This is a genomic window from Sulfuricurvum sp. (assembly GCF_028681615.1).
Taxonomy (GTDB): Bacteria; Campylobacterota; Campylobacteria; order Campylobacterales; family Sulfurimonadaceae; genus Sulfuricurvum.
The window spans coordinates 91,035-106,515 of record NZ_JAQUHV010000001.1 but is presented as its reverse complement, the minus strand read 5'-3'; the positions used below and the strand labels follow the sequence as shown (position 1 = coordinate 106,515).

Genomic DNA, 15,481 nt, shown 5'->3' with positions numbered 1-15,481 from the left:
GGTTTCCTTCGGCAGGATACCCGCGCGCAGTATACCGCGCTGTTCCTGAAAAATCCTATTATAAGGAGAGCCACTCTTTAGCGACGCGTCGAAGCCCTTCGGGATTTTCGGAGGCGAAAAATTTGAGGTTTGTCTCCTCGAACCGCTTTGTAAAATCGTAATGCTTTTCCAGATATTCGACAATCGCCTCGCCGGAGTGGATCAGGGTACTTTTCCCGTCAAAATACCCATCAATCGCCTCTGCTACCAGCGGGAAATGGGTACATCCCAGAATGATTGCATCGGGAGTTTTTTCCAGTGAACCGAAATAATGGTGCAGAGCGCTTTGGAGCACTTCACCCTCATAGAGTCCCTCTTCGACGATAGGTACAAGCAAAGAGGTCGCTATAGCGCTGAGATTTTGGTATCCCAGCTCGTGAAGCCCTTTTTCATAGGCACCCGATTTGACGGTTGCTTTGGTCCCTAAGATGAGGATATTGGCATCGGTAGCGGGAATCGCGTTTTTGAGTGCCAAAACTCCGGGATCGACCACACCGATCACATCGCAATCACTCTGTTCCCTCATCTCATCGAGGGCATAGGCACTGACGGTATTGCAGGCGGTGATGAGGAGGTCTATTTCAAAGTTTTTGAAAAATTCGAGGGCTTCGAGAGAGTAACGGATGATCGTATTTTGATCTTTGACCCCATAGGGAACACGGGCGGTATCGCCGAAGTAAATGATCTCTTCAAAGAGTTTATGTTCCAACAGCGACTTAACGACGCTCAGCCCTCCAACACCGCTGTCAAAGACCCCGACTCTCATCTTATTTGGTCGACTCGTTCATACTGTCGAGGAATTCGATGTTGGACTTGCTTTTGAGCATCGTGTTGTAGAGGAAACGGAGTGCTTCGACTTCGTCTTCTTGTTTATGCAGCATAGAACGAAGAACGAATACTTTTTGTAGTACTTCCGGTCCGAGAAGAAGCTCTTCTTTTCGGGTTCCCGATTTGAGAATATCGATCGCCGGGAAGATACGGCGATCAGAAATTTTGCGGCTGAGGACAATCTCGGAGTTTCCGGTCCCTTTGAACTCTTCGAAAATGACTTCGTCCATACGGCTTCCCGTTTCGACGAGGGCGGTTGCGATAATCGTCAAACTTCCGCCGTTTTCGATATTACGAGCCGCACCGAAGAATCGTTTCGGTTTGTGCAGAGCGTTGGCGTCAACCCCGCCGGAGAGGACTTTCCCCGAGCTCGGAGTAACGGTATTGTATGCACGTGCCAGACGGGTGATCGAATCGAGGAGGATAACCACGTCTTTGCCGAGCTCAACGCGTCGTTTTGCCCGCTCAATGACCATTTCAGCCACTTTAACGTGATTTTTTGCCGGTTCGTCGAAGGTCGAACTGTATACTTCTCCTTTTACGGAGCGTTCCATATCGGTAACCTCTTCAGGGCGTTCGTCGACAAGAAGAACCATCAGTTCGACTTCGGGATGATTGTTGGTCACACCGTGTGCGATCTCTTTCATCAACTCTGTTTTCCCTGATCGCGGAGGTGCAACGATAAGACCGCGCTGACCTTTACCGATAGGGGCGAACAAATCCATCATCCGTCCGGTCAATTTAGTCGGTTGGTACTCGAGTTTGAGCTGTTCAAGGGCATAAAGCGGGGTGAGATTTTCAAAAAGAGGACGTTTTTTAGACTCTTCAGGAGGGAGATAGTTGATTGCCTCGACTTTGAGAAGGGCGTAATAGCGCTCCTGATCTTTCGGTGCACGTACCTGACCAGTAACGATATCCCCGTTACGCAGAGCAAAACGGCGGATTTGGGTGCTGGAAACATAGGCGTCATGAAGTGAATCGCTGAACCCCTGATCCACAGCACGCAAAAATCCGTAACCGTCCTGCATAATTTCCAAAATACCGGTAAAGAGGATGAACCCTCCTTGCTGTACTTGGGTTTTGAGGATTTCAAAAATCAAATCTTGACGTTTGAGTTCATTCGGGTCTTCAATGCTTAATGAGGTAGCAATCTCAAGAAGATCTTCAAGCTTTTTGGTACGGAGTGCTTCGATCGTAAACCCGTCAACAGGGATGTGAGTACGGTTTTTCGAATTGTTGTTTCGAGGAGTTTTTGCGGTATCGCTCATGCGTGGAATGCCTTAAAGTGTGTGGATTTAATCGGCGAGAACTAGGTGAGATGTCATTGACAGGTCATAATATTTGTGCCGACATTATAAACTATAGCGAAGCAGGATGTCAAGAAGGGTGAAATTTTAAAGTGTGAACGGTTTTTGCTCTCTGTGCTTTAACAGTACAATAAACATATTTTAAAAGGTTCAGCTTGTTCGATTTTTTTAAAAAGAAAACTGAAGAGACTCCCGCAGTCGAAACGGTGATCGAGACCCCAAGAGATTTTACCAACACGATTGGGATGGAGTTTCTCTATATCGACGGCGGAGAGTTTACAATGGGGCGCAATCCGCAATATAATGAAGGGGGCGAAGTCGAATCGCCTGCCCATCCGGTAAAGCTCAAAGGGTTTTGGATTTCTAAATATCCCGTTACACAAGAGCAATATTTTAAGCTTACACGCGTTAATCCGTCGTATTTCAAAAATGACAAAGTCGAAGAGGAGAGTTCCCGCCGTCATCCGGTAGAGCAGGTGAGCTGGTTTGATGCCAAAGCCTTTGTCGAATTGCTTAACCGTTATGAGGGGAAAACGCGCTTTTATGCATTACCGACTGAAGCACAGTGGGAATACGTCGCCAAAGCCGGCGGTAATACCCGATTTACATTCGGTGACTCGGAAGCGCTGCTGGATGAGTATGCGATTTATGAATACAGTTCCAATGGAAGAACAGCGGTAGTGGACGGTAAAATCCCTAATCGTCTTGGGGTTCACGGGCTTTTGGGGAATGTTTGGGAATGGTGCGAGGATGACTTTTTCGCCAACTATTCAGGCGCTCCGAGCGACGGAAGTCCCCGTATCGGAGGAGCAGAAGGGGAGTCGTTTAAAGTGCGCCGCGGCGGAAGTTACAAAACGGGCTATTTGTGCCTGCGCAGTTCGTTTCGGGGCTATTCCCGTCCCGATTTTGTTTCAAATGATATCGGGTTCCGTCTTGTCATTAACGGTGATCCGCTTAAATAATATGTAAAATGTTCCGAGAATAAAATCCCCGAAACTACGCTAACGCTGTGTTTCCTTCGGCAGGAAGCCCACGCGCAGATAACCGCGCTATAAAAACTCACCATCTACGTATAGCCATTTGTTGTCGACTTTTAAAAATCGGCTTTTCTCTTTGAGAATGCCGCCGTCGAGTTTTGCTTCAAAGGTTACAAACGCTTCACTCTCTCCGTCTATAAACTCACTTATCTTCAGCCCTAAAAATCGGGTAGAGAGGGAAAACTCCAAAATATGTTTTTTCCAAACCTCTTTGTCTTCCGTATAATCGGGATTATTCGGATGAGTCGTCGTCATGATATATTCGCTTAGGCCGAGGGCAAAGGCACTGTAGCGCGAGCGCATGAGTTTTTGGGCATTGGAGGGGAATATCCCTCTGTGATAGGGGAAACAGCAGTTTTTGTATTTTTCGCCGCTATGGCAGGGGCAGGGTGCATTCGGTGATATTTTCATCCTGGAATGATAATGAAATATAACTTATTTTTCATAATCAGGTTGGAGTAAGTGTGAACGAAGTACTCTATAGTTTCAAAGAAATTCAAGGTTGCGATTATGTCTTATTATATATGGCTGATGTTAGGTGTCATTGCTCTTGTGGTCGAGATGATGTTGCCGACATTTTTTGCCCTGTTTGCTGGGATCGGTTGTATAGCTGCCGCTGCTGTCGCATTTTTCCTACCGACATCCCTTGTTGCCCAGTTGGTCATTGCATCGGTATTTATGATCATCGGTGCCGTTGTGTTTAAAAAGCGGCATATCGGAGATGATGAACGTGATGCGGTAGGGACCCATAATGAGTTTGTCGGGATCAGAGGGATTGCGTTAACCTCTTTGTCTTCACATCACGAAGGGCAAGTCGAATTATACGAACCGGTGGTCAGTGCGAGAGAATGGCCGGCACTCTCGACGAATGAAGATATCGATGCCAATGCCGAGATCCGGATTGTTCAGCTTCGCGGCAATACGCTGATCGTAGAAAAAGTTTAAAAGGAATGTACATGGATTCAAGTATCGTTTTTTCGTTAGTCTTAGTTGCTGCGGTGGTATATACCCTCTCACAAATGGTACGGATCGTACCGCAGGGGGAAGAGTGGGTTGTCGAGCGGTTGGGTAAATACCATAAGACCCTTTTGCCGGGACTGCATCTGCTGATTCCCATCGTCGATATCGTTGCGTATCGGATCATAACCAAAGAACTGATTCAGCAGACCCGCGAACAAGAGGTCATTACCAAAGACAACGCCGTCGTCATTATCAGTGCGGTCGTTTTTTACCGCGTAACCGATCCGGGGAAAGCGTCGTATTCGATTAGCAATTTTGAGAGTGCGGTTGCCAATATGACGACAACAACTTTGCGTGCGGTGATCGGGGGGATGACGCTCAACGAGTCTCTTTCTCAGCGTGATGTGATCAAAGCGGAAGTGGCCGGAAAGATCCGCGATTCTCTCAGCGGTTGGGGATTGACGCTAGGTAATCTGGAGGTTCAGGATATACGTCCGAGTCAGAATCTCCAGGAAGCGATGGAGCGCCAAGCAGCGGCGGACCGTGAACGCGAAGCGGCAATCCTCATCGCGGATGGGCAAAGACGGGCCGCCATCGCTCAGGCCGAAGGGCAAAAACAGTCGGTTATTCTGCAAGCGGAGGGGAGACTCGAAGCGGCAAAACTGGAAGCACAGGCAAAAGTGGAACTGGCAGAAGGGGATCGAAAGTCCATGGTGGTTGTGGCACAAGGGTTTGCAGGGGGAGAAGCGTCACCTCATTATCTTCTCGCTCAACGTTATATCGACAGCGTTAAAAACCTGAGTGAATCGGCAAACTCCAAAGTGGTATTCATGCCTGCGGATTGGCAGCAAAGTCTTGCAGGAGCAGTGGGATCGTTGGGCTATTTGGGTACAGCGCTTGGTGAGAAAAAATAGGGCATTTTGCCAACTTTTTTTCTTCTTAGCTCCCATGGGCTATAATCGCTCTTATGATATATGAAATAACGACTCTTATAGGCTTTGTAGCCGCCGGAACATTAGGTTGGCTGTTGAATCAATCCCGTCAGCAGTATGCATTGCTCGAAGCTCGCGCCCTGCAGCTCCAAGAACTTTACAGTGCTGAACTGGCGCTTAGAACAAAACTGCAAAGCGATGTAGAACATTCTCATAACGAGTACCATGCGCTGGAACGCGATTACGCGATTTTACATACGCGTCATGAAGAATCCTCACGCGGTTTCGAAGAAAAAATCCGTCTGCTCGATGAAGCCAAAGCTCAAATGAAAGTGCAGTTTGAACAGCTGGCGGCCCAGATTTTCGAGCAAAAATCGAAAACGTTCGACGAAGCGCACACCAAAGGACTTGACCTTCTCCTCAAACCGTTCCGAGAACAGATCGCTCAGTTCGCGACTCAGAGCAAAGAGCAGTTTATCCACGATGCCAAAGAGCGACAAAGCATCAAAGACGAAATCCTCCGCCTCAAAACCCTCAATGAACGCCTCAGCCAAGATGCGATCAATCTCACACAAGCTCTTAAGGGGGAAAATAAAACCCAAGGAAACTGGGGAGAGATCGTTCTCGAGCGGATACTCGAAGAATCGGGGTTACGAGAGGGGCATGAATATGACATCCAAAGCACCCTCAGTGATGAAGAGGGGAAAAAATTTCGTCCCGACGTTATCGTCCATCTGCCGCAAAACAAAGATATTATTATCGATTCCAAAGTCTCGCTCGTTGCCTATGATGCATTTATCCGTGCCGAAAATGACGAAGATCGTGCCCATGCCCTCAAACAGCACCTTCTCTCGATCCACAGTCATATAAAAGGGCTCAGCGGCAAACGCTACGAACAGCTCAGCGGTGTACGGACACTTGATTTCGTACTCCTGTTTATGCCAATCGAGGGGGCGTTCCTCCTTGCACTGGAGCAAGACAACACCTTCTTTAAAACAGCATATGAGCAAAACATCGTCGTCGTCTCTCCCTCAACCCTTCTCGTAACACTTCGTACCATCGAACATATATGGAGAAGCGAGTATCAAGAACGCAATGCCAAAGCGATTGCCGAATCGGCTGAAGCGTTGTATGAGAAGCTGGTCGCATTTGTAGAAGATATGGAGAAAATCGGCGAGCAGATCGGGCGTACCCAAAAAAGTTATGAGGGGGCGATGAATAAACTCTCTACCGGAAAAGGAAATCTCATCCGTCGTGTCGAGTCGATGCGGAAATTAGGGTTAAAACCGAAGAAGCTGCTTCCGTCGTCTGTTACAGACATAGACGAAGAAGAAACTCTCTTATAGGTGCGGAATTTTCACCTTTGAGTTCAGCAGCGCTCCGATGAGTATCATCAGAGCCAAAACACCTATCCATCCAATAAATCCCGATCCGAGCCAGACCAGCCACAGCAAAATCGCCCCTAGTGGCGTCGGTACTCCCGTAAAATGTTTGGCGACTTCTCCCGCATCCGTGTTGATGTTAAACTGGATCAGACGGCGCAATCCGCTGATGACGTAATAGATCGAAGCGATGGAGGTGATGATGAGCGGCAGTCCGGTGAGGTGAGCATAAACCCCTTGGAAGATAAAAAAGGTTGGGACGAGAACGAAACTGAGAAAATCGGCGAACGAATCGAGTTGAACGCCGAATTCATTGGATAAGCCGTATTTTCGTGCGACTTTACCGTCAAAAATATCAAACGCTCCACCTATCCATGCAAGGACAACGGCAACTATAAATTGGTTTTGAGTAATAAAGTAGGTAGCGAGAAGACCACACGTGATATTTGCCATTGTAATGAGGTTGGCTAGGTTAAAATGACTTGTTGAACGCCATAAAAATTGCATAAAAGTCCTATTAGTGTATTATTTTACTTAGAATTATAGCGAAGCAGGACCCAATAGAGCTAATTGAAAAAGGTTATCATTATTAAGGAGTATATAAGTTGATAACTATTATCATTGTCTAGTTACTTAGTTTTACGATACTAAGAAATTAGGGATAGAGTGTGAAAAAAACAATAATGATGGGTTTGGCTACTGCTACAGCTTTAAATGCTTCCGCTATTGAAGATGTAGTAAAGGAGGGAACACTCGTGGGTCAAATTCGTGCAGCGTATGTGGTTCAAAATAATGCGCTGGATTCAGACACCTACGGAACATCATTGGGCGGTATGTTGAAATACGAAACGGTGCCTTGGAATGGGGTTAAAGCCGGATTTGCAGCATACTTGAGTCAAAAGCTTCCATTCGTAACGGGTAATAATGAAAAGGCAAACGGTGACTTGTTCGCTGCGGATGCAAAATCCTATCTCTATTTGGGCGAAGCTTATCTTGACTACACTACAGAAGAATTTGCATTACGTATCGGACGTCAGCAAATCAATACACCGCTTGCCGATACGGATGATATACGAATGCATCCTAATACCTTTGAAGCGGCAATGGCTTCGTACAAAGGGTTTGAAGGGACAATACTCGTCGGTGGCTATATTACCCGTTTTGCCGGCTATGATTCAGGCAACGATATATCAAAATTCAAAAAACTTGACGGTGTTGAGAGCAAGGGTGCAGCTATAGTAGGTGCCACGAATGAAAGTATTGAAAATCTGGCGCTGCAGGGATGGTATTACAAAATTGATCATGTTGCGAATGTATTTTACACGGATGCGGGGTATGGTATTGTGCTCAATGAGTCGGCGGGAGTTGAACTCGCAGGACAATTCGGTCATTTTTCCGAAGAAAATAACAGCGGAATAGAGGGGAATGTCTATGGGATCGGAGCAACATTGAATGTTGGAATGATGGCTCTGGGCGCAACCTATAATAAAACATTTAACGATACAGGAAAAGCGGTTAGTAACGGGTTTGGCGGAGGACAGTATTACACTTCGATGGAAGAAACAACGATTGACGGATTCGAAGATGCCAGAGCGTATCAGCTTACTACGGAGCTTGATATGGGCGCGATAGGGATAGAAGGACTGAAATTAGCTGCACTTTATGGTAGTTTCAAAGGAAAACGCCAAGGATTAGATGCTAGAGTTTCAGAATATGATGCTGTCGCTGCCTATGCCTTTAATGATGCCATATGTGCGGATATGAGTTATGCGATGATCAAAGATAAAAATAAAAATTTCAGTGAACTCGGAACAGACGGCGGATATGACCGCTTTTTACTCCGTCTGAACTATAGCTTTTAGAAAGGATGAGTATGAATACCATGACGTTACTCAGCGCATGTAGCAAAGGAGGAGTTGCAACGGTTGCAAAGATCAATGCGACGGGTCCTCTCAAGCAGCGCCTGATTTCATTCGGACTGATGAAAGGTGCCGAGGTTAAAATGCTCGAATGTGCCCTTACCAACAGTACCTATGAAATTAAAGTCGGAAATATGAGTTTGGCATTGCGTAAAGAAGAAGCCGAGTTGATTGAGGTCACCAATGTCCGATAGAAAAATCAAAGTAGCCCTCGTCGGTCAGCCGAATGTCGGAAAAAGTATGCTTATCAATTCGATAAGCAACGCACGTCTGCATGTAGGAAATTTCACCGGGGTGACCGTAGAAAAAACGGAAGTGGTATTCGAATACGACGGATACGATTTCCGTGTCGTTGATTTACCCGGAACCTATGCGTTTACCGATTATTCGATCGAAGAGCGGGTGACACATGAATTTCTGATACACGAACAGTACGATTTGATCATTAACGTTGTGGACTCGACAAATCTGGAAAAAAATTTACAGCTTACCGCTGAGTTGATGACAATGAGCAAAAAAATGGTTATTGCACTCAATATGAGCGATGAAGCGGATCGTGAAGGGATCGAGATTAACGCTCCCTATTTGACTCAATTGTTAGGTATTCCGTGTGTACGCGTTTCCGCAGCCGCTAAATTCGGCCTTGATGAGCTGATGAAAGCCGTCATCAGTGTTCATGAAATATCGTATCAGGAACAAAAACTCGTCTTTAGTGAAGCGGTTGAAGAAGAGATCGAATTAATCACCGGTTACCTCGACCGACATAAATTCAAAGCATCGATCAGCAATCGTAACATTGCGATCAATTTGCTCCAACAAGAGAAAAAGACCTATCGGGTTTTGCATGACAACCCTATCTGGACAGAACTTCAGCCGATGCTGATCGAAGCGGATCATCATATTGCGCTGCATCACGACAGCGATGATATCAAAGAGATCTTTGCGGAAGAGTATCTGGCGTTTAATCGTGGGGTGATCAAGGAATCGGTCAAAGTAAAACCTAAAGCCGAAGAGAAAAAAACAACCACAGAGAAGATCGATTCTGTGCTCATCCACCCGATCTTCGGGATTCCGATCTTTCTCTTTTTTATGTGGGGATTGTTTCAGCTCACGTTTGAGATCGGAAGCATACCAATGGATTGGATCAGCGCGTTTTTTACTTGGTTCGGGGAAGTAGTAGGCTCCACTATCAGTAATGCTGAAGTACGCTCTCTTATCGTAGACGGGGTTATATCCGGCGTGGGTGCAGTCGTTTTGTTTGTCCCGAATATCGTCATATTGTTTGTGGGGATTGCTCTGCTCGAAGCGACGGGATATATGTCCCGTGTTGCGTTTTTACTGGACGGTTTTTTTCATAAATTCGGACTTCACGGTCAATCTTTCATTCCGCTCGTATCAGGATTCGGGTGTTCTATCCCGGCCTATATGTCAGCTCGTATTCTCAAAAACGATCGGGATCGCCTGCTTACTTTATTTGTCATCGGTTTTATGAGCTGCGGTGCACGATTACCGGTGTATGTTCTGTTTACAGGGGCATTTTTTTCTCCTCAAATGGCAGGAAATGCCTTGTTCGGTATCTATATTCTCGGGGCCATGATCGGACTGGTTGCGGCAAAAGTGTTGAAGATAACGGCTTTCAAAGGGATAGATGAACCCTTCGTTATGGAAATGCCGAAATATCGCCTCCCATCTGTGAAACTGATCTGGCATACAGTTGTGACAAAAACGATGATGTACCTGAAGAAAGCGGGGACGTTTATTGCCGCGGCATCAATGCTTGTATGGTTTCTCAGTACGTATCCGAAAAATGCACTTTTGGATACCCAATACAACCAAAAAATTGAGACAGCCGCATCAGAAAGTGAAGTCAAAAGTCTCAAAAATCAGCTTGCCGAAGCCCAGCTGGAACAAAGTTTCTTAGGGCGTATCGGTCATACGATCGAGCCGATATTTACACCGCTCGGTTTTGACTGGAAAATGGCAGTCGCTTTGCAGACAGGGCTTGCGGCAAAAGAGGTAGTCGTATCGACGTTGGGAGTGCTGTACTCACTGGGAAGCGATGCAACGGAATCGGATAACTCTCTTGTCGGAGCGATTCATGAGCATATCCCTTTTGCGTCAGCGGTAGCGTTTATCGTAGTTATTATGACCTATTTGCCGTGCTTGGCGGCATCGGTTGTCTTTACCCGTGAGGCCGGAGGGATCAAATATTTCGGATATCTATTCTTGTTCACGACGATTGTGGCCTATTCACTGGCGTTTGTCGCCTACCATTTGACATTGTGGATGAGTTAGCACTTATTAACCGTCCCTGAGTTACAATTCGAGTATGAGTAAAATATTAATGATAGAAGATGATCTCGAGCTCGCCGAGATTCTGACTGAATTTTTAGAGCAGTATGATTTTACGGTGACTACTGAAGACGATCCGTTTAAGGCGCTCAGTATCCTTAAACTTGAAAAGTTTGATGCGGTTATTTTGGACTTGACGTTGCCGGGGATGGATGGCTTGGAGGTATGTGAAGCGATCCGTGCACGCCAAAATATTCCGATTATTATCTCTTCGGCACGCTCTGATGTGTCTGACAAGATCAATGCATTGGAATTGGGAGCCGATGATTATCTCCCGAAACCGTATGATCCTAGAGAGCTTGAAGCGCGCATTCACTCCGTATTGCGCCGATACGATGCAGCTTCTACGGCAGCTTCGGAGATCGCATGCGATTTCAAACTCAACGAGTCTGCGATGCAGATCAGTTACAAAGGACGCCCGATCGAACTTACCAATGCGGAGTACGGTATCCTCGCGCACATGATTAAAAAACAGGGGATGGTTGTCTCTCGGGAAGATTTGATTCACAACGTCAGTGCGATTAACGAAGACTCTTCGAATAAAAGTATTGATGTAATGATGGGTCGGATACGTAACAAACTCGGAGACAAAGCGCTCATTGAATCGATTCGCGGCATCGGCTATAAACTGCTAAAATGAGAAATAGATTCTGCCCGACTAGGGCTGGCTTTAGTGCCTTAGCGGCTAGCGTAGCTCAAGGTATTGTATTCCTTGGGCGTTCTAAATAAATATGATCAAAAATAATGCCGTTATTGCCACTGTCGTATTTGCCCTCGTGGTGACGGTATCAAGTGTCAGCTATACGTTCTATCAGCTGTATCAGACCAACCGTGCCAAGCATATTGACAATATTTTTACGAAACACTCTCTGATCAGCCAAATCTACCATACTTACCTACTGAAACAGATCTCCGAACCGATGCTCGAAGCAAATTTGGCATTGTACGATTTGGATGATATTACGGCGAAAAAAGAATACAATACGATTGTCCGCCAAGGGAAAATTCTCAAAAGTGACGGAACGACAGATCAGGAGATGAGTTCACTCGAGTTTTCAACGATCCATCCGACGATAGAACCCATTATTATCTCTATGATCGAATATCAGGGAAAGATTTATTTCTGGGCTGAGTCTTCCCATCATACGGTACTGCTTGAAGATCACAGTATCCAAGCGTATAATCCGATCAATCTGATTTCGGCTTACGGAACACTCATGACGATTCTCTTGACCTCATTTGCCCTGATTATCCATCGTCTTAGCCCTCTGCGCCGACTTCGCCGCCAAATTGCCCGTTTCGGTGAAGGGGATATGGGAGTGCGTTTCAGGATCAACGGAAGCGATGAAATCGCTTTGATCGCGAATGAGCTCGATACCACTCAAAATAAAATCCGCTCGTTGATTGAATCCCGGAATCTCTTTTTACGAAATATCATGCATGAACTTAAAACGCCGATTGCCAAAGGCCGAATCGTTGCTACCATGCTCACCGATGAAAAACAACAGGGCCGTTTTGAAGGAATTTTTGAGCGTTTGGAATCGCTAATCGGTGAATTCGCCCTGATTGAAGAGATCAGTTCCGGAAATCAGCATTTAGAAAAAAAAGAGTACCGTTTGGTGGATATTATCGACGGTGCCGTTGATTTGGCAATGGCTGATTATGAATCGGTAACGTGCGATATTGATTCGTCTATCAAATTAGAGGTCGATTACCGGCTATTTGTAACGGCGGTGAAAAATTTGATCGATAATGCGATCAAATATTCACCCGATAAACATATGGAGATATCGGTAGAGGGGGGGGAGATTCTCTTTCTAAATACCGGTAATCCGCTTAAAAAACCGCTCAGCTATTATATAGAACCCTTTACAAAAGATCATCCGACCAAAGACAGTTTCGGTTTGGGGCTTTATATCGTTGATGCGATTTTGAAAGAACATGGATATGTGTTAGCATACGAGCATCGAGGCGATCGAAATTGCTTCATCTTTGTCCCTGAAAAACCCTCAAAAAGGAATCATAAATGAAAAAAATCCTGATCAGTAATGATGACGGATACGAATCTCCGGGGCTCTTGGCCTTGATCGAAGCGCTGGAGGGATTAGGACAAATTACGGTTGTTGCTCCGTCAACGGAAAAATCGGCATGCGGGCATTCGTTGACCCTCACACGGCCTCTTAGTTTTATCAGTGTCGGAGATGATTTTTATAAACTTGATGACGGGACACCGAGCGATTGCATCTATCTTGCGCTTCATTCGCTTTTTGAAGAGAGCAAACCCGATCTGGTCATCAGCGGAATCAACAAAGGTTCCAATATGGGAGAAGACATTACGTACTCGGGTACGGCTGCAGCGGCTATGGAGGGGGTACTGCAGGGAGTCCCATCGATAGCAATCTCTCAAGTGATGGATTTCACACAGCCTATGGGGGATTTTGCACTGGCTAAGAAAGCGATCCGTCATCTGGTCGAGAAGATTTTTGCGGGGGAATTTCCGTTGAACGAACGGGAGTTTTTAAATGTCAACATTCCTCATAACATTGATGAACTCAATTTTGCCGTTACCTATGCCGGATACCGTTACTATGCCAATGATGCTCATCTGCATCGTAACCCCAGAGGGATGGAATATTACTGGCTCGGACTTCACCCTTTGGAGTTTAAAGCACGTGATCATGGGATGGGAATATGCGATTTTGAAGCGATCGAGCAGGGGATGGTTTCTATTACCCCGATTCATCTCGATATGAGTGCGTATGAATCGATGAAAAAACTGCAGGAGTGGCTGTGAAGCATGTCCGTACGAAACTGGTTTTCGGCGAAGATGCATTCGAAAAACTCCAAAATGCGAAAATTCTTTTACTCGGAGTGGGCGGAGTAGGGAGCTTTTGTTTGGATTGCCTGTATCGCAGCGGTGTGCACGATATCACCATCGTCGATTTTGACCGGTACGATCTCAGTAACCAAAACCGCCAGATGCACTCCGAAGAGCATGAGGGCGAACTCAAAGTCGAAGCGCTTAAAACCCACTATCCCGAAGTGATCGCTCTTGCGGATAAAATCACCCCTGAATGGGTAGAAACATTTGATTTTGAACCATACGACCTGATCCTTGATGCGATTGACGACATGCGGGCAAAACTCGCACTTGTCCAAAAATGCTATCCCAAACTCATCTCTGCCGTCGGCTCGGCGAAAAGGCTTGACCCGACAAAAGTCGAAGTCCGTTCCATCTGGAAAACGGAAGGGGATCCTTTTGCATCAAAACTCCGAAATGAGCTGAGAAAACGCAAATTTAAAGGCGACTTTAGCTGTATTTGCAGCTCTGAACTTCCGCGTATTAAAGAAAAAGGGAGTTTTGTCGGTGTAACCGGGACATTTGGACTTGCAATGTGCTCACTGGCATTGCGAAAAATAGGTTTGCACAAGTAATAATTGCTTTTTTCATTAGTATTGTTTATCGTTTCGGTAAGATTTTGCCTTTGTCTGTTTGATTGTGGTACCCGGATAAACGTCTTGTTGTAATGCATTTGAAAGATTTGGAAATTTGTAGTTTTTTTGCCGTTTTCTTCGTTACAATGGCCCAAGCAATTTAGGAAGGAAGCGCTACATGGGTTTATTCGGAAATGACAAAACGTTGGAAGAAAAAGTCTCTAAACTAGAGAACGAAAACAGAGACTTACAATCACAAGTTGAGGCTTTGAGCGCTGAATTGAACAATGCACGTCAAGAGATCGACGCGCATAAAGAAGATGCCGTATTATTGAAAATCAAAAATGATATTCTTGAATTGGTTCTGACATCCTATAAAAGCGGTGTCGGATTCGTTCAGGGGATTATGCAGTCCAATGTGGAAGCGCTGGAACATACCAATTCGATGAATGTGAGTTCGGCGGCGAGTATTGAAGCGGTCAAATCGAAGCGGGATAACGTCGTCAGTAGTGTAGATTCCATCTCCGAAGAAGCGACCAGCCTCGAGAACGGGGCCAACTCGTTAAACAACAGTGTAGGCTCAATCGGTGCCATAATCAGTCTGATCAAAGATATCAGTGATCAAACCAATCTTCTCGCTCTCAATGCTGCCATCGAGGCAGCGCGTGCCGGGGAACACGGCAGAGGGTTCGCCGTAGTTGCCGACGAAGTACGCAAACTTGCCGAACGAACCCAAAAAGCGACTCAGGAAGTTGAGATCAATATTTCGCAGCTGAAACAAAATTCGGTCGAAATTTTGGATATGACGCAAAAATTCCGGGAGAACGGGAACACGATTTCCAATACACTGAACCTCTTTTTTGACGAACTTGACAATGTGATCCGCAATTCGGATGCGATCTCCAATATTACCGAAAATATTACTCGGGAGATCGGTATCGGAAACGGAAAAGCCGATCACATTCTTTTCAAGTTGACCGGGTACAATTCATTTATCAACGGCGGCATTCCGACATTGCAAACCGAAAATGAGTGTCGTTTCGGGAAATGGTTCGGCGTAAATCAGGACATTATCAAAAAAGAGATGGCATTTTTATCTTCGCTGCATAAACATCATGCCAACGTGCATCAAGGTGTAAAAGAATCGATTGATTTATGGGTGAACAAACATGACTATAGAGGTGCTTTGGAGAGAATGAAAGACGTTGAAAAATCGAGTGAAATCGCATTCGAAGAGCTTTACGAAGTCTTTAAACGTTATCGTAAATAGAGGCATGTAAAGTGAAAAGA

Annotated in this window: 16 protein-coding genes; 12 read left to right on the top strand and 4 right to left on the bottom strand. The window is 45.7% G+C overall.

What is annotated here, in order from left to right; translation table 11 throughout:
- Positions 1-58: 58 nt before the first annotated feature.
- Together murI and rho are read right to left on the bottom strand one after the other, a co-directional pair.
- Positions 59-805, bottom strand: coding sequence for a glutamate racemase (gene murI / locus PHE37_RS00535; protein ID WP_299997146.1), 747 nt, complete (start codon positions 803-805; stop codon positions 59-61).
- Position 806: 1 nt separating this feature from the next.
- Positions 807-2,135 carry a transcription termination factor Rho gene (gene rho, locus PHE37_RS00530; protein WP_299997149.1) on the bottom strand — a complete coding sequence of 443 codons (1,329 nt, stop codon included), beginning with the start codon at positions 2,133-2,135 and terminating at the stop codon, positions 807-809.
- Between the two features lie 194 nt (positions 2,136-2,329).
- Here rho and PHE37_RS00525 point away from each other — a divergent pair, with 194 nt between their 5' ends.
- On the top strand, positions 2,330-3,136 hold the full coding sequence (locus PHE37_RS00525; protein WP_299997151.1) for a formylglycine-generating enzyme family protein: 807 nt from the start codon (positions 2,330-2,332) through the stop codon (positions 3,134-3,136).
- Positions 3,137-3,223: 87 nt separating this feature from the next.
- On the opposite strand, the gene PHE37_RS00520 is transcribed toward PHE37_RS00525, so the two are convergent.
- The gene (locus tag PHE37_RS00520; RefSeq protein ID WP_299997154.1) at positions 3,224-3,622 is read right to left on the bottom strand and encodes a YchJ family metal-binding protein; all 399 of its coding nucleotides are present in this window, start codon (positions 3,620-3,622) and stop codon (positions 3,224-3,226) included.
- A 99-nt stretch (positions 3,623-3,721) separates the two neighbouring features.
- Here PHE37_RS00520 and PHE37_RS00515 point away from each other — a divergent pair, with 99 nt between their 5' ends.
- From PHE37_RS00515 to rmuC, 3 genes are read left to right on the top strand one after another with little or no spacing between them, the layout of a single operon-like run.
- Entirely contained in the window at positions 3,722-4,156 is a 435-nt protein-coding gene (locus PHE37_RS00515) for an NfeD family protein (protein ID WP_299997156.1), read from the top strand.
- 11 nt (positions 4,157-4,167) lie between these two features.
- Complete coding sequence (locus PHE37_RS00510) at positions 4,168-5,085, top strand: SPFH domain-containing protein (RefSeq protein ID WP_299997159.1); 918 nt, start codon at positions 4,168-4,170, stop codon at positions 5,083-5,085.
- Between the two features lie 53 nt (positions 5,086-5,138).
- Entirely contained in the window at positions 5,139-6,449 is a 1,311-nt protein-coding gene (rmuC, locus tag PHE37_RS00505) for a DNA recombination protein RmuC (protein WP_300008082.1), read from the top strand.
- On the opposite strand, the gene PHE37_RS00500 is transcribed toward rmuC, so the two are convergent.
- Complete coding sequence (locus PHE37_RS00500; RefSeq protein ID WP_299994886.1) at positions 6,444-6,992, bottom strand: CDP-alcohol phosphatidyltransferase family protein; 549 nt, start codon at positions 6,990-6,992, stop codon at positions 6,444-6,446. The genes rmuC and PHE37_RS00500 overlap by 6 nt on opposite strands.
- Before the next feature lie 161 nt (positions 6,993-7,153).
- On the opposite strand from PHE37_RS00500, the gene PHE37_RS00495 reads away from it, so the two are divergent.
- The 8 genes from PHE37_RS00495 to PHE37_RS00460 all read left to right on the top strand — a co-directional run bounded on the left by PHE37_RS00495 (position 7,154) and on the right by PHE37_RS00460 (position 15,461).
- Positions 7,154-8,347, top strand: a complete 1,194-nt coding sequence (locus tag PHE37_RS00495) for an OprD family outer membrane porin (RefSeq protein ID WP_299994884.1) — start codon at positions 7,154-7,156, stop codon at positions 8,345-8,347.
- 11 nt (positions 8,348-8,358) lie between these two features.
- Positions 8,359-8,598: a FeoA family protein gene (locus tag PHE37_RS00490; protein ID WP_299994882.1), complete on the top strand. Its 240-nt coding sequence runs from the start codon at positions 8,359-8,361 to the stop codon at positions 8,596-8,598.
- Positions 8,588-10,699, top strand: coding sequence for a ferrous iron transport protein B (gene feoB, locus PHE37_RS00485; RefSeq protein ID WP_299994879.1), 2,112 nt, complete (start codon positions 8,588-8,590; stop codon positions 10,697-10,699). Before PHE37_RS00490 ends, feoB begins: the two co-directional genes overlap by 11 nt.
- Positions 10,700-10,733: 34 nt before the next feature.
- Complete coding sequence (locus tag PHE37_RS00480; protein ID WP_299994877.1) at positions 10,734-11,396, top strand: response regulator transcription factor; 663 nt, start codon at positions 10,734-10,736, stop codon at positions 11,394-11,396.
- Between the two features lie 91 nt (positions 11,397-11,487).
- The gene (locus PHE37_RS00475) at positions 11,488-12,786 is read left to right on the top strand and encodes an ArsS family sensor histidine kinase (RefSeq protein WP_299994876.1); all 1,299 of its coding nucleotides are present in this window, start codon (positions 11,488-11,490) and stop codon (positions 12,784-12,786) included.
- Complete coding sequence (surE, locus tag PHE37_RS00470; RefSeq protein ID WP_299994874.1) at positions 12,783-13,550, top strand: 5'/3'-nucleotidase SurE; 768 nt, start codon at positions 12,783-12,785, stop codon at positions 13,548-13,550. The genes PHE37_RS00475 and surE overlap by 4 nt, the downstream gene beginning before the upstream one ends.
- Positions 13,547-14,191 carry a tRNA threonylcarbamoyladenosine dehydratase gene (locus PHE37_RS00465; protein ID WP_299994872.1) on the top strand — a complete coding sequence of 215 codons (645 nt, stop codon included), beginning with the start codon at positions 13,547-13,549 and terminating at the stop codon, positions 14,189-14,191. Before surE ends, PHE37_RS00465 begins: the two co-directional genes overlap by 4 nt.
- A 178-nt stretch (positions 14,192-14,369) precedes the next feature.
- Complete coding sequence (locus tag PHE37_RS00460; RefSeq protein WP_299994869.1) at positions 14,370-15,461, top strand: methyl-accepting chemotaxis protein; 1,092 nt, start codon at positions 14,370-14,372, stop codon at positions 15,459-15,461.
- Positions 15,462-15,481 lie beyond the last annotated feature (20 nt).

Excerpts from the sequence above, each read along its gene's own strand:
- murI (WP_299997146.1), bottom strand. The coding sequence starts at position 805 with ATGAGAGTCGGGGTCTTTGACAGCGGTGTTGGAGGGCTGAGCGTCGTT.
- rho (WP_299997149.1), bottom strand. The coding sequence starts at position 2,135 with ATGAGCGATACCGCAAAAACTCCTCGAAACAACAATTCGAAAAACCGT.
- PHE37_RS00520 (WP_299997154.1), bottom strand. The coding sequence starts at position 3,622 with ATGAAAATATCACCGAATGCACCCTGCCCCTGCCATAGCGGCGAAAAA.
- PHE37_RS00515 (WP_299997156.1), top strand. The coding sequence starts at position 3,722 with ATGTCTTATTATATATGGCTGATGTTAGGTGTCATTGCTCTTGTGGTC.
- PHE37_RS00510 (WP_299997159.1), top strand. The coding sequence starts at position 4,168 with ATGGATTCAAGTATCGTTTTTTCGTTAGTCTTAGTTGCTGCGGTGGTA.
- rmuC (WP_300008082.1), top strand. The coding sequence starts at position 5,139 with ATGATATATGAAATAACGACTCTTATAGGCTTTGTAGCCGCCGGAACA.
- PHE37_RS00500 (WP_299994886.1), bottom strand. The coding sequence starts at position 6,992 with ATGCAATTTTTATGGCGTTCAACAAGTCATTTTAACCTAGCCAACCTC.
- PHE37_RS00490 (WP_299994882.1), top strand. The coding sequence starts at position 8,359 with ATGAATACCATGACGTTACTCAGCGCATGTAGCAAAGGAGGAGTTGCA.
- feoB (WP_299994879.1), top strand. The coding sequence starts at position 8,588 with ATGTCCGATAGAAAAATCAAAGTAGCCCTCGTCGGTCAGCCGAATGTC.
- PHE37_RS00480 (WP_299994877.1), top strand. The coding sequence starts at position 10,734 with ATGAGTAAAATATTAATGATAGAAGATGATCTCGAGCTCGCCGAGATT.
- PHE37_RS00475 (WP_299994876.1), top strand. The coding sequence starts at position 11,488 with ATGATCAAAAATAATGCCGTTATTGCCACTGTCGTATTTGCCCTCGTG.
- surE (WP_299994874.1), top strand. The coding sequence starts at position 12,783 with ATGAAAAAAATCCTGATCAGTAATGATGACGGATACGAATCTCCGGGG.
- PHE37_RS00460 (WP_299994869.1), top strand. The coding sequence starts at position 14,370 with ATGGGTTTATTCGGAAATGACAAAACGTTGGAAGAAAAAGTCTCTAAA.